The organism is Photobacterium galatheae, from assembly GCF_000695255.1.
In the GTDB taxonomy this organism is placed as follows: domain Bacteria; phylum Pseudomonadota; class Gammaproteobacteria; order Enterobacterales; family Vibrionaceae; genus Photobacterium; species Photobacterium galatheae.
Map to the genome: position 1 here is coordinate 61,685 of NZ_JMIB01000017.1, position 26,296 is coordinate 87,980.

Annotated in this window: 22 protein-coding genes and 1 other RNA gene; 15 read left to right on the plus strand and 8 right to left on the minus strand. The window is 48.7% G+C overall.

The window, feature by feature from the left end; all coding sequences use genetic code 11:
* Window positions 1-27 precede the first annotated feature (27 nt).
* Window positions 28-2,388 (minus strand): type I restriction enzyme subunit R domain-containing protein, encoded by a 2,361-nt coding sequence (locus EA58_RS08650; protein ID WP_327078541.1) that lies wholly within the window; start codon window positions 2,386-2,388, stop codon window positions 28-30.
* Window positions 2,389-2,507: 119 nt separating this feature from the next.
* Between EA58_RS08650 and EA58_RS08655 the strand changes: the two genes are divergently transcribed.
* The 6 genes from EA58_RS08655 (at window position 2,508) to EA58_RS08680 (ending at window position 12,718) form a co-directional block, all read left to right on the plus strand.
* Entirely contained in the window at window positions 2,508-3,089 is a 582-nt protein-coding gene (locus EA58_RS08655; RefSeq protein WP_036751441.1) for a recombinase family protein, read from the plus strand.
* A gap of 97 nt (window positions 3,090-3,186) precedes the next feature.
* Window positions 3,187-6,597 (plus strand): DEAD/DEAH box helicase family protein, encoded by a 3,411-nt coding sequence (locus EA58_RS08660; RefSeq protein ID WP_036751443.1) that lies wholly within the window; start codon window positions 3,187-3,189, stop codon window positions 6,595-6,597.
* A gap of 145 nt (window positions 6,598-6,742) precedes the next feature.
* A complete protein-coding gene (locus EA58_RS08665; RefSeq protein WP_036751445.1) occupies window positions 6,743-8,383 on the plus strand; it encodes a type I restriction-modification system subunit M in 1,641 nt (546 codons plus the stop codon).
* Entirely contained in the window at window positions 8,380-9,597 is a 1,218-nt protein-coding gene (locus EA58_RS08670) for a restriction endonuclease subunit S (RefSeq protein WP_051641966.1), read from the plus strand. The genes EA58_RS08665 and EA58_RS08670 overlap by 4 nt, the downstream gene beginning before the upstream one ends.
* 434 nt (window positions 9,598-10,031) lie before the next feature.
* Window positions 10,032-11,819: an AAA family ATPase gene (locus EA58_RS08675; RefSeq protein WP_051641967.1), complete on the plus strand. Its 1,788-nt coding sequence runs from the start codon at window positions 10,032-10,034 to the stop codon at window positions 11,817-11,819.
* Window positions 11,819-12,718, plus strand: coding sequence for a hypothetical protein (locus EA58_RS08680; protein WP_036751447.1), 900 nt, complete (start codon window positions 11,819-11,821; stop codon window positions 12,716-12,718). The genes EA58_RS08675 and EA58_RS08680 overlap by 1 nt, the downstream gene beginning before the upstream one ends.
* Window positions 12,719-12,842: 124 nt before the next feature.
* On the opposite strand, the gene EA58_RS08685 is transcribed toward EA58_RS08680, so the two are convergent.
* The 3 genes from EA58_RS08685 to smpB all read right to left on the minus strand — a co-directional run bounded on the left by EA58_RS08685 (window position 12,843) and on the right by smpB (window position 15,150).
* Entirely contained in the window at window positions 12,843-14,090 is a 1,248-nt protein-coding gene (locus EA58_RS08685; RefSeq protein WP_036751448.1) for an integrase domain-containing protein, read from the minus strand.
* A gap of 165 nt (window positions 14,091-14,255) precedes the next feature.
* Window positions 14,256-14,623: a transfer-messenger RNA gene (ssrA, locus tag EA58_RS21330) on the minus strand.
* Window positions 14,624-14,667: 44 nt separating this feature from the next.
* On the minus strand, window positions 14,668-15,150 hold the full coding sequence (smpB, locus tag EA58_RS08690) for an SsrA-binding protein SmpB (protein WP_036751449.1): 483 nt from the start codon (window positions 15,148-15,150) through the stop codon (window positions 14,668-14,670).
* Window positions 15,151-15,291: 141 nt separating this feature from the next.
* On the opposite strand from smpB, the gene EA58_RS08695 reads away from it, so the two are divergent.
* Complete coding sequence (locus tag EA58_RS08695; protein WP_036751450.1) at window positions 15,292-15,726, plus strand: SRPBCC family protein; 435 nt, start codon at window positions 15,292-15,294, stop codon at window positions 15,724-15,726.
* Window positions 15,716-16,105, plus strand: coding sequence for an RnfH family protein (locus EA58_RS08700; protein ID WP_081819594.1), 390 nt, complete (start codon window positions 15,716-15,718; stop codon window positions 16,103-16,105). Before EA58_RS08695 ends, EA58_RS08700 begins: the two co-directional genes overlap by 11 nt.
* Before the next feature lie 95 nt (window positions 16,106-16,200).
* Here the strand turns inward: EA58_RS08700 and bamE are convergent, their stop codons facing one another.
* From bamE to nadK, 3 genes are all read right to left on the minus strand, one after another.
* Window positions 16,201-16,557: an outer membrane protein assembly factor BamE gene (gene bamE, locus EA58_RS08705; protein ID WP_036751451.1), complete on the minus strand. Its 357-nt coding sequence runs from the start codon at window positions 16,555-16,557 to the stop codon at window positions 16,201-16,203.
* A 172-nt stretch (window positions 16,558-16,729) separates the two neighbouring features.
* A complete protein-coding gene (recN, locus tag EA58_RS08710; RefSeq protein WP_036751452.1) occupies window positions 16,730-18,397 on the minus strand; it encodes a DNA repair protein RecN in 1,668 nt (555 codons plus the stop codon).
* Window positions 18,398-18,570: 173 nt separating this feature from the next.
* Window positions 18,571-19,449, minus strand: coding sequence for an NAD(+) kinase (gene nadK, locus EA58_RS08715; RefSeq protein ID WP_036751453.1), 879 nt, complete (start codon window positions 19,447-19,449; stop codon window positions 18,571-18,573).
* Window positions 19,450-19,653: 204 nt separating this feature from the next.
* On the opposite strand from nadK, the gene grpE reads away from it, so the two are divergent.
* From grpE to dnaJ, 3 genes are all read left to right on the plus strand, one after another.
* Window positions 19,654-20,268, plus strand: a complete 615-nt coding sequence (grpE, locus tag EA58_RS08720) for a nucleotide exchange factor GrpE (protein ID WP_036751455.1) — start codon at window positions 19,654-19,656, stop codon at window positions 20,266-20,268.
* Between the two features lie 214 nt (window positions 20,269-20,482).
* Window positions 20,483-22,402 (plus strand): molecular chaperone DnaK, encoded by a 1,920-nt coding sequence (dnaK, locus tag EA58_RS08725; protein WP_036751457.1) that lies wholly within the window; start codon window positions 20,483-20,485, stop codon window positions 22,400-22,402.
* Between the two features lie 88 nt (window positions 22,403-22,490).
* A complete protein-coding gene (gene dnaJ / locus EA58_RS08730; RefSeq protein WP_036751459.1) occupies window positions 22,491-23,633 on the plus strand; it encodes a molecular chaperone DnaJ in 1,143 nt (380 codons plus the stop codon).
* Between the two features lie 82 nt (window positions 23,634-23,715).
* Here dnaJ and EA58_RS21670 read toward each other — a convergent pair whose 3' ends face one another.
* Window positions 23,716-24,096, minus strand: coding sequence for a type IV pilin protein (locus EA58_RS21670; protein ID WP_051641968.1), 381 nt, complete (start codon window positions 24,094-24,096; stop codon window positions 23,716-23,718).
* 123 nt (window positions 24,097-24,219) lie between these two features.
* Between EA58_RS21670 and EA58_RS21550 the strand changes: the two genes are divergently transcribed.
* From EA58_RS21550 to EA58_RS20860, 4 genes are read left to right on the plus strand one after another with little or no spacing between them, the layout of a single operon-like run.
* On the plus strand, window positions 24,220-24,777 hold the full coding sequence (locus tag EA58_RS21550; RefSeq protein ID WP_036751461.1) for a GspH/FimT family pseudopilin: 558 nt from the start codon (window positions 24,220-24,222) through the stop codon (window positions 24,775-24,777).
* Window positions 24,764-25,348 (plus strand): hypothetical protein, encoded by a 585-nt coding sequence (locus EA58_RS08745; RefSeq protein WP_036751463.1) that lies wholly within the window; start codon window positions 24,764-24,766, stop codon window positions 25,346-25,348. The genes EA58_RS21550 and EA58_RS08745 overlap by 14 nt, the downstream gene beginning before the upstream one ends.
* Complete coding sequence (locus tag EA58_RS08750; protein ID WP_036751465.1) at window positions 25,348-25,899, plus strand: hypothetical protein; 552 nt, start codon at window positions 25,348-25,350, stop codon at window positions 25,897-25,899. Before EA58_RS08745 ends, EA58_RS08750 begins: the two co-directional genes overlap by 1 nt.
* Window positions 25,889-26,287, plus strand: a complete 399-nt coding sequence (locus EA58_RS20860; protein ID WP_051641969.1) for a prepilin-type N-terminal cleavage/methylation domain-containing protein — start codon at window positions 25,889-25,891, stop codon at window positions 26,285-26,287. The genes EA58_RS08750 and EA58_RS20860 overlap by 11 nt, the downstream gene beginning before the upstream one ends.
* The last annotated feature ends 9 nt before the right edge of the window (window positions 26,288-26,296 follow it).

The window sequence follows — 26,296 nt, forward strand, 5'->3', positions numbered from 1 at the left end:
TTCTTTCGTCTTTGGTGAAGCAAAGGATCAGTTGTTCAGCATAATAGTGAAAATTTCAGCAGAGTGCTGACGTGCTACTGTCATATCCCAGCCGCCAAGACCACGTAAAATAGTCCTGATTGTTTTTTTGATCTCATTATGAATATCAGCCTGCTTTTTCCATATCGGTGACAACATGACTTCAGCGATATCAGGGTGGCTAAAGATGCCTTTAGTCCATGCCAGAGCTTCAGCTTCCTCAACCTGCTTTTCCAAGTAGTTGAACACGGCTCGCTCTGTTGCTGTTCCCAAGCCCATTTCAGATGGCTTGGCATCTTTTTCACGAACACGTTGAGCAAAAAGCTCTAGCTGTTCTAGGAATAGAGCTTGTTCAATACGTCCTTCACGTTCATCTTGGATAAGCTTCTCTAGCTCTTCTTCCAAGTCGCCAAAGAAGGCAGGGTCTTTACCTTTACCCGTCTTAATGGTGTGCTTGAGTTTGTTCTTCATGACCAACGCTGCACTCCCCGCACTTTTTTGTTTGCGGAGTAGATCCATATCCGCAGCATCCAGAATTGAAACTTCACGGCCTAGCAAGCTCTTAACTTCACTTGCTTCTATATGCTCGTCGAGCATATTTTTAAGCAGCTCAGATTCAGATGCGGTGATGCGAACCGTATCGGCACTCTCAGGCATTTTGTTGCGCATTTGGAGTTTTATCTCATTCAGCACTTTGAAGTAAGGCTGATATTTAGATGCGCGTTCGTCGGGTAACACGATATCTAAGCGGCTATTGAATCCAGCGAGAGCAACGAGGAAGTCTTCAACAATATCTAGACGAGTATCTGGGTCTAGGTAGAGATCGGCATCCTCTTTGTAAGGTTCAGGTTGTTTCACTGGGTTGTGCTTTTTCGGAAGAATGTCTAACACTTTCGTCAAAGCTGATTGAAGACGTGGTAACTCCGCTTCGACGTCCGTCCACACTTGGTCGGGTTGTACGTCACCCCCATAAACTTTCAGTGCTTCATCTAGGTACTCAACCACACCGAAATAATCGACAATATAACCCGCTTTCTTACCTTTTCGAGTTCGGTTTACACGAGCAATAGCTTGAAGCAAAGTATGTTCTTTTAGCGGTTTATCCAAATATAAAGTGCTAACAATAGGGGCATCCCAGCCAGTTAACAGCATGTCAGAAACGATGATTAACCCAATGTTGTTAAACTTGGTTTCTTCTTTGGTATTAGCGGATTCATCACCATACGGCAGCTTAAATTCATCATTCACCAAGCTTGGGATCTTTTCAGACGGTACGGCTATCGGTGTTTGGCCTTGTTTGAGTTCCCGCTTGATACGCTCTTCGATAGTTTCAAGTTTTGATGTTGAGCCTGATGCATAGTGAGCTTGTTGTTCACTAATACCTGTGCGCTTATCTGTCATACTACCGAGAGAGATAACCACTCGGCTTTCAAAGGTCGGCAGACCTTTGTTTTGAAGCTCCTGCATGATTTGGTTCAGCACGTCTTTATAGCGAACAGCCATATCTCGCCCGTCACATACCAGCATGGCTTTAAATCCGCGAGGCTTCACGCTTGATAGAAAATGTTCGACGAGATGGCGAGCATTCTCCTCAATACGCCCGATAGCACCACGACGTTTTTTGAGTAACTCTTGCTTTAGCTTTTTCTTACGAGCTAAAGGCTCATTACCAAATTCATCCTCAAAAGCTTGCTTTAGCTTTCCGTCACTACTCCATTCCGCCATACCTTCAAGATATTTAATAGGTAGTGTCGCACCATCTGCAACCGCCTCGTCGAGGCGGTAAGTATCGATGTACTCATTACCGCCGAATGTACCCAAGGTTTCTTTATCGTCTTTAAAAAGCGGGGTGCCAGTAAAAGCTATGAACTTCGCATTAGGTAAAGAAGCACGCATGAATGCAGCAAGGAATCCATACTGACTGCGGTGGGCTTCATCAACCATCACGAAGAAGTTTGGCTTGGTACTCAGAACACGAAAATCAACTTTCTCTTCGCTAACGAGTTCCCATTTAGCTTTTTTAGGGTTGCCATTAGCATCAGTTTGACCGTGAAGAACATTGTTCTCCTTTAAAATCCAGCATTGTTCTTGCCCAGAATCATCCTTCCTCAAAACGCGTCTGACACGACTTTTAGAGTCCGCAATGGAATCCTCATCTTCAGACTCTTTTGCGGCCTGTATCTGCTTACCATCGCTCTCTTGAAACTTTTGCACGGTCGAAGTGAAAATGGTGCCGTAGTCATTGCTGAGCATGGCTTCTAGCCCAGCGACGGAATCTGCTTTAATCGATTCAAGGCCGACATTGGTAAAGGTATTGTGGATCTGACGGTCAAGGTCAGTGCGGTCGGTAAGAATCAAAATACTTCGTATATTGACACCAGATTTCTTCTCAGACGTCTTGTATCACAAAGTTGTGGTTTTGATTTTGTGATACTGAAATCATGTGATACCACTATATTTGATACCTTTTTCACAGTGAGTGACTACAAATGCGCATTTTTGCATACTGCCGGGTTTCTACCACGGAGCAGTCTACTGAAAACCAAATTATTGCAATCCGTCAAAAGGGATATGAGGTGAGTGACTCTCGCGTTATCAGCGAAACGGTTTCTGGTTCTGTTGAGGCGATGAAGCGTGAGAAGTTTAAGACATTGATTGACCATCAGATGGAAGCTGGAGATATGCTGGTGGTCTTAAAGCTCGACCGCCTAGGCCGAGATAACATCGACGTACAAAACACCATCAATCTACTCACTGACAAAGGCATGAAGGTGGTTTGCTTAGATTTACCCGTAGCCGATCTATCTAGTGCCGAGGGCAAGCTGATGCTACAAATGTTTTCAGCCTTTGCAGAGTTTGAACGGAATCGGATCAGAGAACGCACCAAGGAAGGGATTGAACGAGCTAAGGCTCAAGGTAAGAAGCTAGGTAGGCCTGAGGCTCGAGGTACGACACAAGCTGTGCAAGCCAAGAAAGCAGATGGCTTATCTCAATCAAAAACGGCAGAGGCATTAGGTTTAGGTATCGCTACTGTGAAAAGACATTGGAATAAACCGAAAGAAAATAACTAGATGCCTCGTATTTTGTTCCCAGTACGCAAGAATAAAATTGTGAACTCATGTGCAATAGTTTTAGAATACAACCTACATAGTGCAAACATTAAGCAGCATGACGACGACTACATCTCTTAACTTTGAAATGCTTCGACACAAATGGCCAGAGGTTGCGGATCTTGGCGCACTGGCGGAGCGTTATGTTTACAATGATCCTGAGACCTCGCTGGTTAAACAACGTAATATGATCGAGCTGATTGTACGTTGGTTGTATCGGGAGGAGCGCTTACCTCAAGGTTATCGCCCAAATTTATTTGATCTGATTAAAGGGGACGCCTTTACCAGCGTGATTCCCGCTGCTGTGGTCGAAAAGCTCGATATTTTACGCCAGTACGGCAACAAGGCAGCTCATGGCGAGAAGTGTCATAGAAAACAATCGGTGTGGTTGCTGCAAGAGTGTTGGCTGATTTCTAGTTGGCTTTATGTACGTTACGACAACGGTAATCAATCAGAGTGTGGCGTGTTTCAGACCCCACCAGTAGAGGCTGTAGACACCTCAGCTGATGCACTTAAAAAAAAGCAGCAAGAGCTTGATAAAGCTCTTCATGAGTTGAAGGTTGCAGAAGAAAAGCAAATCTCGATTCTACGTGAATTACAATTCGAGAAAGAAAAGGCTGACGAGTTTAAAGCGCGCTTAGAGCAAGCCCGTCAGAAGAACGAGCAGGCAGTCAACCTGCTTGATATGAACGAAGCAGAAACCCGCAGCCGGTTGATTGATGCCAGATTGCGTGATGCCAACTGGGATGTGTCTGAAGACGGTTCAAACACTGCTGAAGTGTCGCAGGAAGAGGCGACGCTGGAGCAGCCGACCAAAACCGGCAATGGCCGTGCAGACTATGTATTGTGGGATGACTGCCATAAACCGCTTGCCGTGATTGAAGCTAAAAGCACCCAGGTAGATGCGGAAATGGGCCGCTATCAAGCCAAGCTTTATGCGGACTGGCTGGAAAAAGAGTACGGCCAGCGTCCGGTGATTTTCTACACCAACGGTTATGACATCTACATCTGGGATGATCACCCAGCACATGGTTATCCGCCGCGCCGTCTGTTTGGCTTCTATTCCAAAGAAAGCCTGCAGCACCTTATTCAGCAACGCGCCACCAAAAAGGATTTGCTCGCCACCCCGATTGATACTGCGATTGCAGGCGGTGGTACGCGATTGTATCAGCTGGAATCTATCCGCCGTGTAGCCGAAACCTTCAGTAACAAAAAGCGCGGTGCATTGATTGTGCAGGCGACGGGAACGGGGAAAACCCGTGTGTCTATCGCCATGACAAAAATGCTGCTTGATGCCCGTTGGGTGAAGCGCGTGCTGTTCTTGTGTGATCGCAAAGAATTGCGTAAGCAGGCGCGAAATGCGTTCAATGAATTTATCAACGACCCGATTTGCGTGGTCGGCTCGTCGGATAAAGAAACACAGAAAACTGCTCGTGTGTTTATCGCCACTTATCCCGGCATGATGAACATCATGGAGAAGTTTGATGTCGGTTACTTTGACCTTATCGTGGCAGACGAATCGCACCGTTCGATTTATAACATCTATGGTGACTTATTTAAGTATTACGATAGCCTTCAGGTCGGTTTAACAGCGACGCCGGTTGAAATGGTTAGCCGTTCAACCTGTCAGCTGTTTAAGTGCGAATACAAAATGCCGACGGCGGAATACTCGCTGGAGAAGGCTATTGAAGATGATCATTTGGTGCCTTATGAAGTGGTGGCGCACACCACCAAATTTCTGCGCGAGGGTATTCATAAAGAAAACCTCACCGATGAGCAAATCGCCCAACTGGAAGATGATGGCATAGACCCGAACACGCTGGATTTTGACGCCAAAGCCATCAATAAGCAGATCTACAATAAGCCGACTAATGCCGCCATCATTCGAAACCTGATGGAAAACGGCATCAAAGATAAAGATGGTCAGCTACCAGGTAAATCCATTGTGTTTGCCCGCAATCACAAACACGCCATGCTGTTGCAGGAAGTGTTTAACGAACAGTATCCGCAATTTGCAGGCAAGTTCTGTCAGGTCATTGATAACTACGACCCGCGCGCCGAACAGTTGATTGATGATTTCAAAGGCGAGGGTACCAATCACGAGCTGACCATCGCCATTTCGGTAGACATGCTGGACACTGGCATTGATGTGCCGGAAGTGGTGAATCTGGTTTTTGCCAAACCGCTTAAATCGAAAGTGAAGTTCTGGCAGATGATTGGCCGTGGCACGCGCTTGTGCAAAGACCTGTTCGGGTCGGGCAAAGACAAAGAAAAATTCCGCATTTTCGACCATTGGGGTGTGTTTGAATACTTTGAACAAGAGCCTCCGGAATTTGAGCCTAACGTCGTAAAATCACTGGCGCAAAAACGCTTTGAATGCTGGATAGAGCTGGGCAAATTCGCGCAAAAGCGCTTTGCCAAAGACGCACTGGAAAAAGTGACGCTATTGCTACGAAGCCAGATGGATGCGCTGAATGAGCGTTCGATTTCCGTGCAGGAAAAGTGGAAGGAAAAAGCACGCTTGAGTGATGCCAAACTGCTGCGCCAGTTCTCGCCGAAAACCCAGCAGGATTTGGAAGATGCGATGGCTCCGCTGATGCAATGGGTGGATGTACGCGGGCAAGGTGACGCCATGCGTTTTGATATGGACATCATTGAAGCGCAAAAAGCCTTGTACGACAACCCTGAAAATCTGCTCAAAGCTTACCATGTGGTGTCTGACAAGGTGGGTAAGTTACCCCCGTATTTAGGGCAGGTTCAGCAACATGGTGAATTGATTAACCAGCTGCGTGATCAAAGCTGGTGGCTGGATGTGACCTTTGAACAGCTTGAGCATGCACGCATCACACTACGCGATATCATGCACCTGATGGGCAAAGAGCTCGCTGAGCCGCCAAGGCCTCCCGTCTACACCAACATTGCCGAAGATGAAGCAGAATACCGGACAGAGATACGTTCCACTAATCTCAAATCGGTCGATTTCAAACTCTACCGTAAGCAGGTACAGGGCGCATTAGAGCCGCTGTTTGAAACCAATCCGGTATTGGTGAAAATCCGCAAGGGTGAACCTGTTACGGATGTCGAAATCGATGAACTACGCAAATTGGTGATTGTGCAAAATCCTAATATCGACATAAAAGTGCTTAAAGACTTCTATCCACAAGCCACAGCAGGACTGGATAAGATTCTGAGGACTTTGGTTGGGATGGATAGCCAAGCGGTAGCTGAACGTTTCACTGACTTTGCTGCCGAGCACCACCTCAACAGTACCCAGATGCGTTTTCTCGACTTGCTGAAAAACCATATTCGGGATTTCGGCACGGTTGAAATGAAACAACTGTTTGAGCAGCCGTTTACCGCAATCAACAGTGATGGCGTCACCGGCGTGTTCCCGAACATGGAACAAGTCGTGGCATTAAAAAATATTGTTGATTCCCTCACCGTGCAAACCGGGAAATCTGCACTGTAGGCGTCAATACTGTCACCATTTGGGGTACAATCCCCCGTAGCATTTGCCCGCCATCCATAAATCCCGAAGTGGGTTGAGTCGAGGCGGGTTTTTTTTCTTTGCAGAGACGTGATGCTTTGCAAACCAAAAGCGAGAACACCAAGCCATGATCACCGGAGAATTGAAAAGCAATATCGATAAACTGTGGGAAGAATTCTGGGTAGGTGGCATTACCAACCCGCTGACCGTTATCGAACAAATCACCTTTCTGATGTACTCGCGCATGCTCGACATGCAAGAAACCAAAGACGAGCACAAAGAAATGCTGGCTGGCGTTGCCTTCAAACGCCGCTTTGCCCCGGAGCAAGAAGAACTACGTTTTTCCCGCTTCAGCAACCTGGGTGCTGATGAAATGCTGGAGGTAGTACGTGATGGCGTGTTTCAGCACTTCCGCACTCTAAACCATGACGATTCTATCCTAAGCCACTTTATGAAAGATGCGCGCCTGGAAATCGTGAAAGCGACTTTGTTGGTCAAAGCAGTAGAGATGATCAAAAAGCTGCCTATCGACAAAGGTGACACCAAAGGTGACCTCTACGAATACCTGCTGAGCAAGCTGACCACCGCAGGCATTAACGGCCAGTTCCGGACCCCGCGCCATATTATCCGCGCCATGGTGGAAATGATGGAGCCAAACCCAGCTCGCGGTGAACGCATCTGTGACCCTGCCTGCGGTACAGCGGGTTTTCTCTCCAACAGCTACGAATACATTGTGGAACGTTATACCTCATCGGATAACGTACACACCGAAGTTGTCACCAACGAAAAAAACGAGCTGGAAGAGCAGAAAGTCTTTACCGGTGATTTGCTGAGTGAATACCGTAAGCACGTCGATAAAGACATGTTCCACGGCTACGATTTTGATTCCACCATGCTGCGCATTGCGGCCATGAACCTGATTATGCACGGTGTCGAACAGCCAGATATCCATTATCAGGACACTATGAGCCAAAGCTTCAGCGACCGCTTCCCGAACGCCAGCAACGAAGGCTTTCATCTGATCTTGGCGAACCCGCCGTTTACCGGTACGCTGGATGAAGAAGACATCGACCCGAAAATTCTCGCCAAGGTGAAGACCAAGAAAACCGAACTGCTGTTTATGGCGCGTATTCTGCAAATGCTCAAAGTGGGCGGGCGTAGTGCGACGGTTGTGCCGCAGGGCGTGCTGTTTGGTTCTTCCAAAGCTCATGTCGCCTTGCGTGAACTCTTGGTAGAGAAAAATCAGTTGGAAGCGGTTATCAACCTGCCTTCCGGCGTGTTTAAGCCGTATGCGGGTGTCGCCACGGCGATTTTGATCTTCACCAAAGGCGGCGAAACCAATAACGTTTGGTTCTATGATCTCGAAAACGATGGCTACAGCCTGGATGACAAACGCAACAAGATCGACAAGAACGATATTCCGCACTTGGTTTCAAGCTGGCAGCACTATCGCAAGCAAAACAATATGCCGACGGGTAACTTCCTTGGCGACAAGCTGCAAACCCAACTGAACAAACAGTTTCCGAACGGTGAGCACCTGAAAGATGCCAAAGGTAAGGATCGCGACTACAGCGACCGTACCCAAAAAGCATTTACCGTGCCGAAAGCGGACATCAAAGCCAACAAGTATGACCTTTCCATCAACCGCTACAAAGAAGTGGTGTATCAGGAAGAGAGTTATGAAGAGCCCAAGGTGATTCTGGGTAAGCTAAAAGCCTTAGAGCAGGAGATTTTGGACGATCTGAAGGCGCTGGAGGCGATGCTGTGAGTTGGCCTTTGGAGAAGTTAGGTAATGTAATTGACTTTATCAGAGGGATTACATTCAAACCTACCGATGTTGTTGATATAGATACTGAAGATTCTGTAGTGGTAATGCGCACAAAGAATGTTCAAGTTGCAGGCTTGGATTGTGATGACTTGATTGCCGTTCCTCGATCTTTCATGAAAAGAGATGAACAGCGGCTAAGAAATGGAGATATGTTAATTTCCAGTGCCAACAGCTGGGAACTAGTTGGAAAAACAAGCTATGTGCATGAGCTGGAGTATGAGGCTACTGCTGGCGGGTTTATTTCAATTATTCGTGCTCGACAAGGGAAAATAGACTCTAAGTATCTTTATTACTGGTTAACGTCACCCTCAATTCAACATAAAATTCGATACTGTGGCAGACAGACAACCAATATCTCGAATTTAGATGTTGAGCGATTTAAAGAACTAGAAATCCCACTCCCCCCACTCGACGAGCAAGAGCGCATAGCGGCGATTCTGGATAAAGCCGATGCCATCCGCCTGAAACGCAAACAGGCCATCATCCTCGCCGATGATTTTCTGCGCAGTGTGTTTTTGGATATGTTTGGCGATATAGAGGGTAATGGCTGGAGCCTGACAACTGTTGAGAAATTGGCTCAAGATAAAAAAGGCAGTATGCGAACAGGGCCGTTTGGAAGCCAGTTACTTCATAGTGAGTTTACAAAGTCAGGTATCGCTGTTCTAGGTATCGATAACGCGGTAAGCAATAAATTTGAATGGTCTAAAAGTCGTTTTATCTCTGAGGATAAATATAAAAAACTTCATAGATACACGGTTTACCCTGGTGACGTAATTATTACGATTATGGGGACCTGCGGTCGTTGCGCTGTTGTTCCTGACGACATCCCCACGGCCATAAACACTAAACATTTGTGCTGTATAACGCTTGATCAGGAAAAATGTTTACCAAGTTTCTTGCATGCCTATTTCTTGTATCACCCCGAAGCAAAGCGTTATCTACGCCAGAATACAAAAGGTGCGATAATGGCAGGCTTGAATATGGGAATAATCAAGGGTATGCCAGTCCCTGAGGTAGCAATTGAATTGCAAGAGAAGTACGATGAGTTTTTGCGCCAATACGATAAAACAAGTGCTCATTTAGGGAAAGGGCTTGTGAAAACGGAAGAAAATTTCCATTCGCTTTCTCAAAAAGCTTTCTCCGGCCAACTCTAATCTTTTAGCCAGCGGCCCTGAACATTCAGGGCCAATTACCCATACAGGCGTCATACACCATAGCTAAACTTTTCCAAACTCAGAAAACTGTTCAGTTCCTGAAACAGCATGCGAATTAACGTTCCACCGCCTGTGATATCTTCCTTTCTTAATTGAAGTCGCAGCTGTCAACATCAATTAGCTCTTGGTATTGCTGCAATTCTAGTCTAACAATCTCAGAGGGGGAGGTTGCAAGTATGGATTGGGGTAGCTCTGACAGAGGTGATTTCTTGGTTCCTTTATGTGAATAAAAGATACGAGATGACCTATGTATGTTTTTGTGATGCGCGTCACTTTTTCTTCGTAAAAGCGGTGTGTCATAGTAATGCGTGCGTTGGTGTCTTAATTACTAGCCAGTTATCATTGACACATTAGGGATTTTTTATGGAGTTAAGATGAAAATCACCAAACTAACCTTAACTAACTTTCGCTCCTTCCAAAGATCGCAAACGATTGAGTTTGCTCCTGTTACCCTTCTGTTCGGCCCTAACTCTGTAGGTAAAAGCTCTGTATTAATGGGGCTTTTTTATTTACATCATTTGCTAAAAACGGGTGAATGTAGCCCTGTGCGGATAGAAGGTTTAAACAACAAATATATTGGCGGTTTCAAGAACCTGATCCACGGGCGAGATTTAACCGAGGCGATGGTTATCCGGTTAGATTTTGATAAGCACGACACGATCGGAAGTAACTATAGTGAGCTTGCTGAACTATTTGAGGATTTTGATTTAATTCTAGAGAGTCCTAGTACAGTGTCACGACAGGTGGGTGTTGAATTCGAAATTCGTTGGTCAGAAAGTAGAGAAACAGCTTATGTTGCCAAGTACAGAGTTTTGCTCGAAGGGGCATTGATCGCAGAGTTAACAAGTGATGCAGGCTTGAAGCAACCGACAATCTCTTACATCAACTACGTTCACCCGCTTTTATTGCCAGATAATCATAATGAGTGGGTACTTGATGCTTTTGAGAATGAACTGCCGTTACACCCAGAAAATAAGTCAATATTATTAGAACTCCTCGAAGTAAGCTCTACTGATACTCGAGCGATAAATCACGGCGCAGAACCTCTAGATGAGATTAACGGAAAGCCATTGATGTTTTCTGAAGATGCTTTTGTATCTGAGTTTCATCAACAGCTAAATGAATCTCGTGGGCAGCTAGTTCGTTATTTGGATAGTGGTATCGATGATCCAGATGAATCTATACTTTCGCTGCATCATATACCTATCTCATTCAGTGGCATATCTGGAGCTTTACCAAAACTCGGACGTAAATTGGTTTTATCTCTCGATCTAAACATTGATGATGACGTGATTGATACCAGCGATGAGATTAGTGCGAGTAAAAAGCTTACACTATTTGAAGCAAGAGCGACTGAGATACTAAGCGATATAATCGTCGCGCCATTAGATGATTTGTTAAAACTACTTGAGCAGAGTTTGTGCATTGGCCCTTTAAGGGTCGTACCTGATGAGCAGTTTCATTTGGATTCAAACTATAAGCAAGGCCAATGGTACAACGGTGAGGCTGCTTGGCACTCTCTCTTGAATGCTGACAAACGTCTTTTAGATGAGATAAATAGCTGGCTTTTCCAAAAAAATAGGCTCAATTTGGATTATGGGCTGGCTTTAAGAAAAACCAAAGCGATAACCGAAGTTAGCATACTCAGTGCTCAGGCAAATAGCTCTCCAGAGGCAAAATACCAATTGCCAAGGGGTTATAACGAGTATTTTCGTGTCGCCCTTTGGGATGAAATCAATCAACTTGATGTTGCGCCTAATGAAGTTGGCGCAGGAATATCACAATTAATGCCGTTAGTTGTCGCAGCATTGAGTCGAAAACGCGGTTTGATTGCGTGTGAGCAACCAGAGCTACACATTCACCCTAGAGTCCAAGTTGCGGTAGCCGATTTACTAACTCAAGCAACTGATGCTCCCCAATTCTTGATAGAAACTCACAGTGAGCATTTAATCTTGCGACTTTTGAAGCGTGTTCGTCAGACTACGGATGAGGAGCTACCTGATGAGTTAAAGCCCGTCATTGCTTCTAATATTTCTATTGTATGTCTTGAGCCATCAGAAAACGGTGCTGTCGTTCGACAAGTCCGTGTGAATGAAGATGGTGAATTTACATCAAGATGGCCAAGAGGTTTCTTCTCGGAAAGAAGAGAGGAGCTAATGTAATGATACATGAGTATGCAATTGCTCCGTCCGTCCTGGCTTCATGGGCAAACAACACAAGAGACTATCGTGAGTTTTTAAGGGAGTATGGGCTGGGAAGTCCGAGAATTATTAGTTCTTTTCCCAAAGCAAAGGCTTCAAAATTACGTGGGTACTTGTTGGGCTTTGGTCCTCAAGATCAAGAATCGATTCAAGGCAAACGTTACCTAGAGATGGTTAGTTTTCTCGTAGAAACATTAGTTGAACGCGTTGCTCCAGAAAATAGCAGTGATAGTTGGGAGCAGATGGTTACGAGCGAACACGAAAATAGGCCATTCAATGTCATTATCGCAGACCCTAAACTAGAGCTCTCTGAGTGTATATCCCCTTCCGGCATGTACGATCAAGGCAGTTGCTGGTCTCATCAACGTCAAGCTAGTATTCAAAGGCAAGTTACCCCTGCAGCTTGCCTGCTGAAAAACTTTTTACGCTTTTCAACAAAGCAAATTGTGTTCATCGACCCCTATGGATGGACATCATCTGCTTGCAGTACCTTCAGTGCTCTTCTAAAAGAGGTTGCTCAAGATCGCGTTTGTTCTAAGGTTCCACAAGTGACTTTGTATTACAAAGAGAGTAACTCTAGCGCTACCCCTGCATCGGTCAAACAGCAAATTCTTGAAGGTATTGATATCGAAGGCTTGAAACTGCAGGTTCTTGAGTTAAAAGAAACCTCTGATGATGATGTTTTTCATAATCGCTGTGTGCTTACTGAACATGGTGGCGCATTCAGCGGTCATGGCTTTGGGTTATCAGGTGAACCAACACATACAGATGACTGGTTTTTACTTGGGCGCGAGATATATGAGAAGAAGTGGGAGCAATTTGTGGATGATTGTCGTTTCGAAATAGGTACACAGTCGTAATCGAGTAAGTGGTCTAAAAAGCACCCTAAAAATTCTAGCTATCTAAAGCATAGGTGAGTGAGGTAAAGAGGCTGGGTTAGCTATAGGTTAGAGAGCTAATCCAGCCTCTTTCTTTAGATGCAATTTATTGAGCGCTCACCACTTGCAACTGTGTGCTTCCTGTCACAGAGAGGCTGCCTTTGGCTGCTTCTTCTATATATCCGCTCCACCAGCACATCATTGGTCTGCGGCGTTCTAGATAATCAGTACGGTTGTAGGCACTTCGAACCTGATTGTCGTCCACATGCGCCAGAGCGGCTTCAATTAAATCTTTGTCAAAACCTTGTTCGTTGAGTGTTGTACTAGCCAGCGAGCGTAGACCGTGGCTGACCAAACGTCCTGCAAACCCCATACGTTTAAGAGCCATATTTGCCGTTTGGCTGTTGCATGGTTTTTTTGAATCTCGATCAGAGGGGAAGATAAACTCACGGTGACCACTAATCGGCTTGATGACCTCAAGTAATTCAAGCATCTGCTCGGTCAGTGGAATACGGTGCTCTCTTCTTTTTTTCATTCGTTCAGCTGGTATGGTCCATACCTTCTCACCCCAATCAATTTCTTCCCACTTAGCACCAGAAGCTTCACTTGGCCGTGTCATAGTATGAAGCTGCCACTCGATTAAGCATCGCGTCGTACGCTTTATGCTGGCGTTGGCTATGGCACCCATAAGCTCTGGGAGCTCAGCGGGTTTGAGCGCTGCCATGTTCTCTTTTTTGGGTTTCTTGAAGGCGGCTTTTATACCAGTCAGTGGGTTAGCCTGAACCAAGCCACAGTTAGTCGCAAAGTTCATTACCTCGTTGAGACGTTGTGCTAGGCGTTTTACGGTCTCTAGGCTGCCTTTGGCCTCGATAGGCTTTAATAGCTCTATAACCTGAGGGGCAGTGATCTTTGAGACAGGAATATCAGATATGTAGGGAAAAATATGAAGCTCAAGAGAACGCAAGATATCAACGGCGTAATCAGGAGTGACATCGTCCTTTTTTATCTCAAACCACTCTTTAGCCACATTGATGAGCGTGTGCTGGTGGATAGCTTTGTGCTCTTGCTGCTGGCGTTTCCTGTCTTCTTGAGGATCTATCCCTTGAGCGAGTAGTTCTTTTGCTTCCTGTGAGGCCTTGCGGGCGTTAGCAAGGGAGAGGTCTGGGTATTTACCAAGACTTAGGTTAGTACGTTTTCTTTTGATGGGGTGTGTATAGTTTAGCAGCCAGAGTTTTGAGCCATTTGGTTTCACCCGTAGACGTAAACCATCGCCATCAGAAAGAATGTACTCTTTCTCTTTGGATTTAGCTGATTTGATCTCTTTATCACTTAATCTCGTCGTTACTTTAGCCATGATTGGTCCATCAAAATAGGTACACCAGAGCAGTGTACCTTTCGATGTACCCAAAAATCAAAGAAGCTGTAGGACGTTAAGAGATGTCAAAAGACGCTAAGTCATTGATTTTATGTTGATGTAGATACAAAAAAAGACGCCCTAGGACGTCTTTAAATGTAGAATTGGTGGAGCTGGCGGGAGTTGAACCCGCGTCCAAAATCACTCTAACCAATGGCGCTACATGCTTAGTTTGTCTTTATTCTCGTCAGAACGCTGCGAACAAACACGCCACGTTAAGACATACCTGAATTAGGTTTAACGCTTCAGCTCCCAGGTCAAAGCATCCACGCGATCTCGTTTGGGTTTGACTACCCTTGGTCCCCGTCCTACGAGCTAAGGCTAGGGAGGATAGGCTCTAAGCAGGTTATTAAGCTGCTAGTGCGTAGTTTTCGTCGTTTGCGACTATTTTTTTGCGGCTTTTTAAAGAGGCCAACCGCACCTCTGCATGCTCCACAGGCCTTCATGATCCTGTCGAATCCTGAATCAGCCCCAAAGAGGTTTTCCATACTAGCAGAAAATTCTGCTAGGTCAATGACTACCGCGAACTATGCTTCATAATTCGTGCCTTATCGCGCTGCCAGTCGCGGTCTTTGGCGTCGGCACGCTTGTCATGAAGCTTTTTACCTTTCGCGGTCCCTAATTTCAGTTTAACCCATGAACCCTTCCAGTACAGGGAAAGTGCGACGATGGTTTCGCCTTCACGGTTCACGGCACCGGTAATTTTATCCAGTTCACGGCGGTTTAACAGCAACTTACGCACGCGGCCCGGGTCGGCAACCACGTGGGTCGAGGCGGCATTGAGCGGCGTGATAGTCATGCCGGAGACAAACGCCTCGCCGTTTCGTAAAAAGACGTAACTTTCTGAAATGTTTGCTTTACCTGCGCGCAGGGACTTCACTTCCCAACCCTGGAGCGAAATGCCGGCTTCATATTCTTCATGAATCGAGAATTCATGGCGGGCAGACTTATTTAGCGCAATGGTATTGCTGCCCGGCTTGTTTGGTTTTTTCTTTGCCATAGCTCGTTATTATACGTATTCAAGGTGTTAGGGGAACGATTTTCCCAATGACTCTGCCAGAGTGCTCACACGGCGACGGAATCTTTGGCAGATCGCGGACTAATGGTATCATTAGCGGCGATATAGGGTTAAGGAGAAACTATGCCTCAAATCAGTCGCTCTGCACTGGTCCCGTTCAGTGCCAAGCAAATGTTTGACCTGGTGAACGATGTTGAGTCTTATCCTGCATTTTTGCCAGGATGTTGTGGCACCAAAATTCTGGAAAGCTCTACTCAACATATGATGGCGTCGGTGGACGTTTCCAAGGCCGGGATTAAAAAAACCTTTGTGACTCGTAACACACTGGAAGGTATGCATAAAATCAGCATGCAGTTGGTCGAAGGTCCGTTCCGCCGGTTAGTGGGTGGCTGGCACTTCACCGAGCTGGATGTCGATGCCTGTAAAGTGGAGCTGAAGCTGGATTTTGAATTCACCAATGCACTGGTGGAAGCAGTCTTTGGTAAGGTTTTCCATGAGCTGACCCATAACATGGTCAATGCCTTTACCCAACGCGCCCGGGAAGTTTATGAGCTCTGAGCAGAATAACAATCTGATCCACGTCGAAGTGGTGTATGCGCTGCCGTATACCCAGCGGGTGATCAAGCTGGCGATTACTGCTGATACCCCGGTGCAGGACATCATTGAGCGTTCCGGTGTGCTGGAAATGTATCCGGATATCGATCTGAAAAAAAATAAAGTCGGGGTGTTCAGCCGTCCGGTGAAACTGGACGCGACCGTGCACGATGGCGATCGCATCGAAATTTATCGCCCGCTGCTGGCTGATCCGAAAGACATTCGCCGCAAGCGTGCTGAGCAGGCCAAACAAGAAGCTTTGGCTGCGAAGAAAGAATCTTCAACAGATGCAGACGAAGATGGCGATGTTGCGGAAACAAAGCATGATGACACTACATCTTGATCAACTAATTGATTCGTGAACATTGCAGTATTCAAAAAGCTCGCCTTGGCGAGCTTTTTTGTTTTCAGTCTCAGACGCTTGCGGCGGACTCAGGTTTAATTCAACGGCTTGTTGAAATTTGCCCCAGTTGGATAGTCGCCACTCATGCTGATCAGCTGTCGGTTCGCATCGAATTTCAGGATCAGATTTTTTTGTTCCGGTTCGTGATGACCCGGCTTGTGGTAGAACACGTAGTACCAGGTGTTCGGATATTCCGGCTCAACCAGCATCGGGGAGCCCAATACATAGCGGACCTGTTCCTGGTTCATGCCGTATCTCAGGTTGTCGATATCCTTTTCATCCAGGTAGTTGCCCTGATTGATGTCGATACGGTAGACCAAGCGTTCAATCAAAGAGCAGCCGCCCAGCAGGCTGACACTCAACGCCAGCGCGGCAAAAGTTTTCCAGTTCATAGCATCCCGGCAAAATAATCAGTTCTGTTTGTGATGATAAGCAAGTTACAGACAAAGTGAAAGCACCATAAAAAAACTCACCTAATCCGAGGGAATAGGTGAGGGATGAGACGCACAAAATGTCTGAAAGTTGCATCTGAAAAGCAATGAAATCGTATTTTCGGAACCTGGGTTAGGCGGCGACCAGCAGTTCTTTGGCGTTTGCCAGTGTTCGCTCCGTAATTTCGCTGCCGCCTAACAGTCGGGCCAGCTCGCTGATCCGGGAGTTTTCATCCAACGGTTTCATGTTGGTTTCGGTCTGGCCTTTACTGGTCTTCTTGGCGACAAACATCTGCTGGTGGCCGCAACCGGCGACCTGCGGCAGGTGGGTCACACAGATCACCTGTGTTGAATCGCCCAGGGTGCGCAGCATTCGACCGACAATCGCAGCCGTCGGGCCGCTGATCCCCACATCAACTTCGTCGAAAATCAGGCTTGGTGTTTCCACTTTCTGAGCGGTAATGACCTGAATCGCCAGTGAAATTCGTGACAGCTCACCACCGGAGGCCACTTTACCCAGTGGCTGCAATGGCTGGCCCGGGTTGGTGGAAACCATAAAGGTAATGGTGTCGAAGCCCAGTGGCGTCAGCATGCGCTCCGGATCGCTGTGAATGTCGATCTGGAAGATGGCTTTTTCCATGCTTAGCTCATGCATGCTGTGCGAAATCTTTTTGTTCAGTTCCTTGGCATAACGCTGACGGCTCTTGCTCAGCTTCTCGGCGCTGTCCAGAAATGCCAGTCGTCTTTCTTCGACAGCGTCTGCCAGTGCATCCAGTTTTTCGTCGCTGCCGTCAAGGTTATCCAGTTCAATCAACAGATCCTGATGCTTCTGCCACAGCTCCGCCGGCATGACATAATGTTTGCGCGCCAGCGACATAATTTTTGCCAGCCGTTCTTCCAGATACACCAGACGCTGCGGGTCCATATCCAGATTATCCAGATAGCCGCGCAGTTCCTGACTGGCTTCCTGCACCTGAATGATGGCTTCTTCCAGCATAGGAGCAAGGGTGCTTAACTGGCTGTCCATCTCGCCCAGATCAATCACCTGTTGGCTGGCCTGTTGCAGGATCTGCAGGGCATTCACTTCTTCCCCTTCGTAGAGCAGGGTCAGGGCATGCTGACTGGTGAGCGCCAGATCGCCGGAATTCGACAGTCGTTTATGTTCTTCTTCGATCTCGGCAAATTCTTCTTCACCCAGCGCCAGGTCGTTCAGTTCTTTCACCTGATACTGGATCAGCTGTTTTTGTGCTTCGTTATCTGCACGGCTCTGGCTCAGGCGGTTCAGTTCGTTCTTGGCTTGCCGCCAAGCCTGATAGTCACTGTGGACTTGCTTCATCAGGGGCTGGTGACCGGCATAGTTGTCCAGCATCTCCTGCTGGTGTTCAGGACGCATCAGCATCTGGTGTGCATGCTGGCCATGAATGTTGATCAGCAACTGACCCAGCGCTTTTTGCTGAGAAGCCGGTACCGGGCTGCCATTAATAAAGCCACGGGAACGGCCTTCTTTGGTGATCACCCGGCGCAGAATGCATTCGTCACCTTCCATCAGCTCATTGTCTTCCAGCCAACGACGGGCTGCCTGATTGTTGCGCAGGGAAAATGTGGCGTGAATTTCAGCTTTTGTTTCACCGGGGCGGACCATGCTGGCTTCGGCGCGGTCGCCGAGACATAAGCCCAGCGCGTCAATGGCAATTGACTTACCTGCACCGGTTTCACCTGTAATGGTCGTCATCCCAGGTTTCATCTCGAATTCGAGATCTTTGACAATAGCAAAATTAGAGATCGTCATATGAGCCAGCATGTGTGTTCACCTGTTTAAATCAACACCTGTTTATTTGCACAGTATATACTGTATCTACATACAGTAAAGTGCTGGATCAAAAATTTCCGGTTGAATTTGTGATGCTGGCTAAGTTTCTGCCAGATAATAAAAAAGCCAGCATCGGCTGGCTTTCGGGAGAGAAGGAGAGCGACTCAGAACAGCTTGCTCGACCAGCCCAACTTGCCGCGCAGGATGTTGTAGTAGCTGTAGCTTGTCGGGTGGATCAGCTGGAGCTGGTCCGGGCTCTGATAGATATGAATTTCATCGCCGGGATTCACGGGCAGCGAGACCTGACCATCGCAGCTGACTTCCAGTGTGCGGCCATCGTCCGGCACAATGAGTTTGATTCGGCGATTCCCATCGACTACCAGTGGGCGGCACGACAGCGTGTGCGGGAACATGGGCACCAGCGTAATCGCATTCAGGCTCGGTGACAGGATCGGGCCGCCACCGGACAACGAGTAAGCAGTTGAGCCGGTTGGGGTGGCAATGATCAGGCCGTCTGAACGCTGCGAGAAGGCAAACCGCTCGTCGATATAGACCTCAAACTCAATCATATGGGCGATTTTGTCTGGGTGCAGCACGGCTTCATTCAGGGCTGCATTGCGGCTTTTAATCTGGCCGTGGCGGTGGATCTCAGCTTCCAGCAGGAAGCGGTGTTCGATGACGAACTCACCGTCGAGCACCTTTTCCAGTTCCTGTTCGAAATTGTCCGGATCCAGATCCGTCAGAAAGCCCAGATTGCCGCGGTTGACACCAATCACGGAGATATCAAAACGCGAGAGTACCCGTGCGGCGCCTAACATGTTACCGTCACCCCCGACGACAATGGCCAGGTTGGCGCGGTCGCCGATGGTGAGCAGATCGCACAAGGCGTCGGCCGGGACATCTAAATCATGGGCTAGTCGGTGATCAACCAGTACCTGGTAGCCTTTGGCAGTCAGCCAGTGGTACAGGCTGGTGTGTGTGTGAAGCGCATCAGGGTTTCTTGGTTTGCCAATCAGGGCAATGATTTCAAACGGGCGCGTCATGTCCTTGATCCAACGGGTAAGAATGGGGCCAGTATAGCCTTAGCGATGATGAATTGTCGCCCTTTGTCGTCGATATCGGGTTGAATCGTTGAACTTCATCCCCATAATATGCCCATCACGTTTTAAGAGTGGTCGATCGGTCGCGTTTGTTCGGTGCATCGGCCATGCATTCACCCTTTTTGAGCTTAGCGGAGTAGCGAAAGCATGAGCAAGAAAGACGAAGTGTTACAGGAAGAAGAACTGCAGCAAGAGCAAATGGCATCAGCAGAGGCTGAGCAGGTTGCAGAAGAACTGTCTCCGGAAGCGCTGGCACTGTCCCGTATCGAAGAACTGGAAGCGGCTCTGGCAGCTAGTGAAGCCAAAGTGAAAGACCAGCAGGACGCTGTGCTGCGTGCCCGTGCAGATATTGAAAATATGCGCCGTCGCAGCGAGCAGGAAATTGACAAGGCACGTAAGTTTGCGCTGGAGAAATTTGCCGGTGAATTGCTGCCCGTGATCGACAACATGGAACGCGCCCTGGAAGTGGCAGACAAAAACGACGAAACCATCAAGCCAATGGTTGAGGGCGTTGAGCTGACTCTGAAAACCATGACAGACACGGTTGAGAAATTCGGCCTGAAAGCAATTAACCCGCTGGGTGAAACCTTTAATCCTGAATTCCACCAGGCGATGTCTATGCAGGAAAGCGCTGAACATGCGCCGAACACGGTGATGATGGTGCTGCAGAAAGGCTATGAGCTGAACGGCCGTGTGGTTCGTCCGGCGATGGTCATGGTTGCCAAAGCTGCACCGGGCAGCAATGTGGATACGCAGGCCTAATTGAGCCAAGAAGGGCGGAATGGAAAGAAAGCCCACTTCGGTGGGTTTTATTTTTTTAATTTTTTTTCGATCTGCCCCTTGAAAAGGTATCGGTCGGCCTTATTTAGTAGTCATACGATACCGTAATAACAGAATCGCGGGCCAAGCGCCCCAAGCTCGTCACTGTGATGAACAGGACGAAGCCAGTAAACCAACGAATTTCGGAGAGAGCCTGATGGGTAGAATCATTGGTATTGACTTGGGTACAACCAACTCATGTGTAGCTGTACTGGATGGTGATAAGCCACGCGTTATTGAAAACGCAGAGGGCGATCGTACAACGCCTTCAATCATCGCCTATACACAAGATGGCGAGACACTGGTCGGTCAGCCTGCGAAACGTCAGGCGGTGACAAACCCAGAAAACACCCTGTTTGCAATCAAGCGTCTGATCGGTCGCCGCTTCGAAGATGAAGAAGTACAGCGCGACATCGAAATCATGCCTTTCAAAATTGTGAAAGCAGATAACGGCGACGCTTGGGTTGAAGCGAAAGGCCAGAAAATGGCAGCACCTCAGGTTTCCGCTGAAGTTCTGAAGAAAATGAAGAAAACAGCAGAAGACTACCTGGGCGAAACTGTAACGGGTGCAGTGATTACTGTTCCTGCGTACTTCAACGATGCGCAACGTCAGGCAACCAAAGATGCCGGCCGTATCGCGGGTCTGGAAGTGAAGCGTATTATCAACGAACCAACAGCAGCTGCCCTGGCTTACGGCCTGGACAAGAAAGGCGGTGACCGCACGATCGCAGTTTATGACCTGGGTGGTGGTACGTTCGATATCTCTATCATCGAAATCGATGAAGTTGAAGGCGAGAAAACCTTTGAAGTTCTGGCAACCAATGGTGATACCCACCTGGGTGGTGAAGACTTCGATAACCGTCTGATCAACTACCTCGTTGACGAGTTCAAGAAAGAACAAGCAATTGACCTGCGTAAAGATCCACTGGCGATGCAGCGTCTGAAAGAAGCGGCTGAGAAAGCGAAGATCGAGCTGTCTTCTGCACAGCAGACTGACGTGAACCTGCCGTACATCACTGCAGATGCGACTGGTCCAAAACACATGAACATCAAAGTGACCCGTGCGAAACTGGAGTCACTGGTTGAAGATCTGGTACAGCGTTCTCTGGAGCCAATGAAAGTTGCTCTGGCAGATGCCGACCTGTCTGTCAGCGAAATCACTGACGTGATTCTGGTGGGTGGTCAAACCCGTATGCCAATGGTTCAGGCGAAAGTTGCTGAGTTCTTCGGTAAAGAAGCACGTAAAGACGTGAACCCAGACGAAGCGGTTGCGGTTGGTGCTGCAGTTCAGGGCGGTGTTCTGGCGGGTGACGTGAAAGACGTCCTGCTGCTGGACGTTACGCCTCTGTCTCTGGGTATCGAAACCATGGGCGGTGTGATGACCAAGCTGATCGAGAAGAACACCACAATCCCAACGAAAGCGGAGCAAGTGTTCTCGACGGCTGAAGACAACCAGAGTGCAGTAACAATTCACGTGCTGCAGGGTGAGCGTAAGCAAGCGAACTTCAACAAGTCTCTGGGTCAGTTTAACCTGGAAGGCATTCAGCCAGCACCACGCGGTATGCCTCAGATCGAAGTGATCTTTGACCTGGATGCCGACGGTATCCTGCACGTGTCTGCGAAAGACAAGAGCACTGGTAAAGAGCAGAAGATCACCATTCAGGCATCTGGCGGTCTGAGCGACGACGAAATCGAGAAAATGGTTCAGGAAGCAGAAGCGAACAAAGAAGCGGACAAAAAGTTCGAAGAGTTAGTTTCTGCCCGTAACCAGGCTGACCAGTTGGTCCACGGCACTCGTAAGCAAATCGAAGAAGCGGGCGATGCACTGCCAGCGGACGAGAAAGAGAAGATCGAAGCTGCGGTTTCTGAACTGGAAGAAGCACGCAAAGGCGAAGATAAAGAAGCAATTGATGCCAAAGTTCAGGCACTGATTGCAGCGTCTCAAAAGCTGATGGAAATCGCTCAGCAGCAAGCTCAGGCACAGGCACAACAAGCCGACGCTGGTGAGCAGGCTCAGTCGAAAGACGACGATGTTGTTGATGCTGAGTTCGAAGAAGTTAAAGACGATAAAAAATAAGAGTGTGATTTCATAATCTTATTTGGGCGCGGGCGTTTAGGGGGAACTCTTACGCCCGCAGCTGTATCAAGGCAGGTGACAGTTTAATATGTCAAAACGTGATTTTTACGAAGTGTTAGGCGTAGGCCGTGACGCCAGTGAGCGTGACATCAAAAAGGCCTATAAGCGTCTGGCAATGAAATTCCACCCAGACCGTAATCCGGGTGATGAGAGCGCGGCAGACAAATTCAAAGAAGTGAAAACTGCTTATGAAATTCTGACCGATCCGCAGAAAAAAGCAGCCTACGATCAGTACGGCCATGCTGCCTTTGAGCAAGGTGGTATGGGTGGTGGCGGCGGCTTTGGTGGCGGCGCAGATTTCAGCGACATTTTCGGTGATGTCTTTGGCGATATCTTCGGTGGCGGTGGCCGTCGGGGTGGCCAGCCGCGTGCACAGCGTGGGGCGGATCTCCGCTACAACATGGAGCTGACCCTGGAAGAAGCCGTTCGTGGCTGTTCCAAGGAAATTCGCGTGCCAACGCTGGTGAACTGTGACACTTGTGACGGTTCCGGTGCGAAGAAAGGCTCTTCACCAACCACCTGTGGCACCTGTCATGGTTCCGGTCAGGTGCAGATGCGTCAGGGTTTCTTTGCCGTTCAGCAGACCTGTCCGCACTGTCATGGTCGCGGCCAGATCATCACCGATCCATGTGGTAAGTGTCACGGTCAGGGCCGGGTTCAGGAAACCAAGACGCTGTCTGTGAAGATCCCTGCCGGTGTGGACACGGGTGACCGTATCCGCCTGACGGGTGAGGGTGAAGCCGGAGAATTCGGTGCGCCAGCCGGTGATCTGTATGTTCAGGTTCATGTGCAGAAACACGCGATTTTTGATCGTGATGGCAACAACCTGTACTGCGAAGTTCCGGTCAGCTTTACCATGGCTGCCCTGGGAGGCGAAGTGGAAGTGCCGACACTGGATGGTCGTGTCAGCCTGAAAGTACCGTCTGAAACTCAGACCGGACGTATGTTCCGGATGCGCGGCAAAGGCGTGAAGTCTGTGCGTGGCGGTGCTGTGGGCGACCTGATCTGTAAGCTGGTGGTTGAGACCCCGGTGAACCTGAGCACTCGTCAGAAAGAACTGCTGCAGGAGTTTGAAAAGACCCTGACCGGCTCTGATGCAAAGAAGCATAAACCACGCTCCGAAGGTTTCTTCGATGGTGTGAAAAAGTTCTTTGATGATCTGACTGGCTAAATAGCCTCTCTCATTGAAAACGCGAAGGCCGACCTTGATGTCGGCCTTTTTCTTTTTGACGGATTCGTGAACCTCAGCATCGTTACCAGCATTCCGGCGGGAACGTGCGGCCATTGGGTTGAATGCCCAGACTCTGACAATGGGCAATCTCTCGTTTTTGCTCAGCCAGTAGGGTGTATTGACGCGCATTGTGAACGATCCGGTATTGATAGTACGGATTGTCAAACTGGCAGGCCGGGCAAAGGCGTTCATCCAGGGCTGCCGGGGTATGATTGCTCTCAGTTCTCTTCTGTTCAATCGCCAGTTGCAACATGATTAAATCGGTCTGTGCCTGACGGAGATACGCCTGATGCTGTTGTGACACATAGGTCGGGTGGGCAAACACGGCCAGAATCCCGATAAGCACAACGACAATCAGTAGTTCGACCAGGGTCACTCCCTGTTGTTTGACGGTTTTCATCATCCTGATTTCCTTTCGATTGACTTCACTGTGTGAGCCTTTGGGCGCTGTTTTATCCTGACGCTTTGTCATCATGACGACCAGCGAAAAGAGGGACTGGCGTTGAGGGAAGTGGGAAGTTGGGAGATGTGCCGGAAAGGCAAAGATAACCAGCCAGAGCGATTGCACTGTGCTGCGAGTGAGTTCGGTATGACACTGCTGGAAATCGTGGTGGTCTTGCTTTTTATTGTATTCGTTGTCTCTGCTGCGGTACCGTCGTTTTCGGAAATCATGGCCAAACAGCGGCTTCATCGCTTGGTCAGCGAGCTGGAATGGCTGCTGGTTCAGGCGAAATCGGAAGCGGTTACTCAGGGGGAGGTGGTTCAGGTTCTGTTTCGGCATGTGCCGCGCTTTTCCGAGACACACGCCTTCAGTCCACAAGACTGGCAGATAGCGGCGGTGCTCGCTGAGGGGACGCCAGTGACCAAGGTTCTCTTGGGTCATGAGTCTGTGCCCTTTCAGCTCAGCCGCAGTTTTTCCAGTGAAGCGGTGTCTTTCGATCCACTGACCGGACGGCCTCATTCGGCCGGCAGCTTGTATGTTTCCCGCGATCAGGCGGTTTTGGCTCGCATCACATTCAGTAATGTCACGGGCCGTATTTATGTCTGCAGTCCGCAAGGTGAGTATGGCTATGCAGCCTGCTAAGCATTCGATGTCTGGATTCAGTCTGCTGGAAGTGGTGGTGGCCAGTGCGCTCAGTTTGATGGTGCTTTCTCTGTTGGTGCACTTATTGATGGCGGGTCAACGGGCCGCCGTCGGTCGGGCAACACAACTGATGCTGGCGCAGGATGTACAGGACGCCTGGCGGATGCTGACGACGGATTTACGCCGGGCGGGTTATCAGGTACAGGTCGATGAACCGTTACGTCTCAATGGTGCCTTGCACACCGTGCATGTTACCGCAGCACAGTGTGTCGTGATGCAATATGAACTCAGTGATGGGGCTGTCGTGAAAGCCTATTATCTGGAAGATGGAGAGTTCAGGGTTCGCTCATCCAGTACCGCGTTTTCTTCACCAGAGCAGGCCTGCCACGGGGGACAGGCGTTGCTGGATTCCCGGTGGATGACAATCACAGACTGGCAGGTTGCCACAAAATCATGGTCTCAGGAGCGCCATACAGGTCAGTTGCTGCAATTTTCGCTGACAGTACAGGCGTTGGATGGTTCGGTCAGTCATCAGGAATCTATGTCGCTGAGCCTCAGGAATCCGTCCTGATGATTGTTCGTTCACGTCCTGATATGCAGGGAATGGCGACCCTATTGATCACCAGTATGATGCTGTCGGTCGCTATGGTTTTTGTGCTGAGCAGTGCGGGTACCACGCTGTATCAGGTGAAACGGGCGCAAAATAGTGTGCTTTCTCGTCAGGCACACTGGCTGGCGGAAGGTGGACTCATTTGTGCTTTTCATCAGTTTCAGGCACAGCTCAAGACGCAATCCACACCCCTGTTTGAAATCACGGCTGAAACCATGCCTGATATCATGCCTGAAACGAAGCTTGAGGCTGGGTTGGCCACTTGCAATCAGTCAGACGATACGCGGCAACTGACCGTGCAAGTGGCGCAAGTCCACGACGGGCGTTACCAGTTCAGCGCGGCGTCTCTGGTGGCCGGAAAAGCGCGAGTCCGTCTTGCTCAGCAAGCTGAAATTCTGGTGTGCAGGTCAGAAGAGCCATCGGATTGCCGGGTGTGGTCAGATGCTGAAAAAGCGCAGGCCGGAGAGCAAGTTGTGCTGCGATGGGTACGCGGGTCATGGCATGATTTTTAAGCGTGCTCGGTACACCCAAGTCAGGCAGAAGGGCTTCAGTGTTTTTGAAGTTCTGGTGGCGCTCTTGCTGGTGAGTGTCGGACTGGCTGGCATGATGAAGCTGCAGGCTTATCTGAATATTCAGGCTGAAAATGCACTGGTGACGCTTTCGGCCGTGAGCCAGGCCGAATCTGTGCTGGAAGTGTTTCGAAGCCAGCCAGAACAGCTGCCCGTGGTACAGCAAGAGGCGTTGCACCTGCATCAGACACCGGTGTTCCTCGAACTCAGGTTCTATCCGGATGTGCCCGTCACTGGAGTGAGGCGTGTTGTCGTCAGTGTTCGCTGGCAGGACCGATGGCTGAACGCCCATCTTGTTGAAATGGAAACAAATATAGACAGTCCTCAATAAAATCACGCT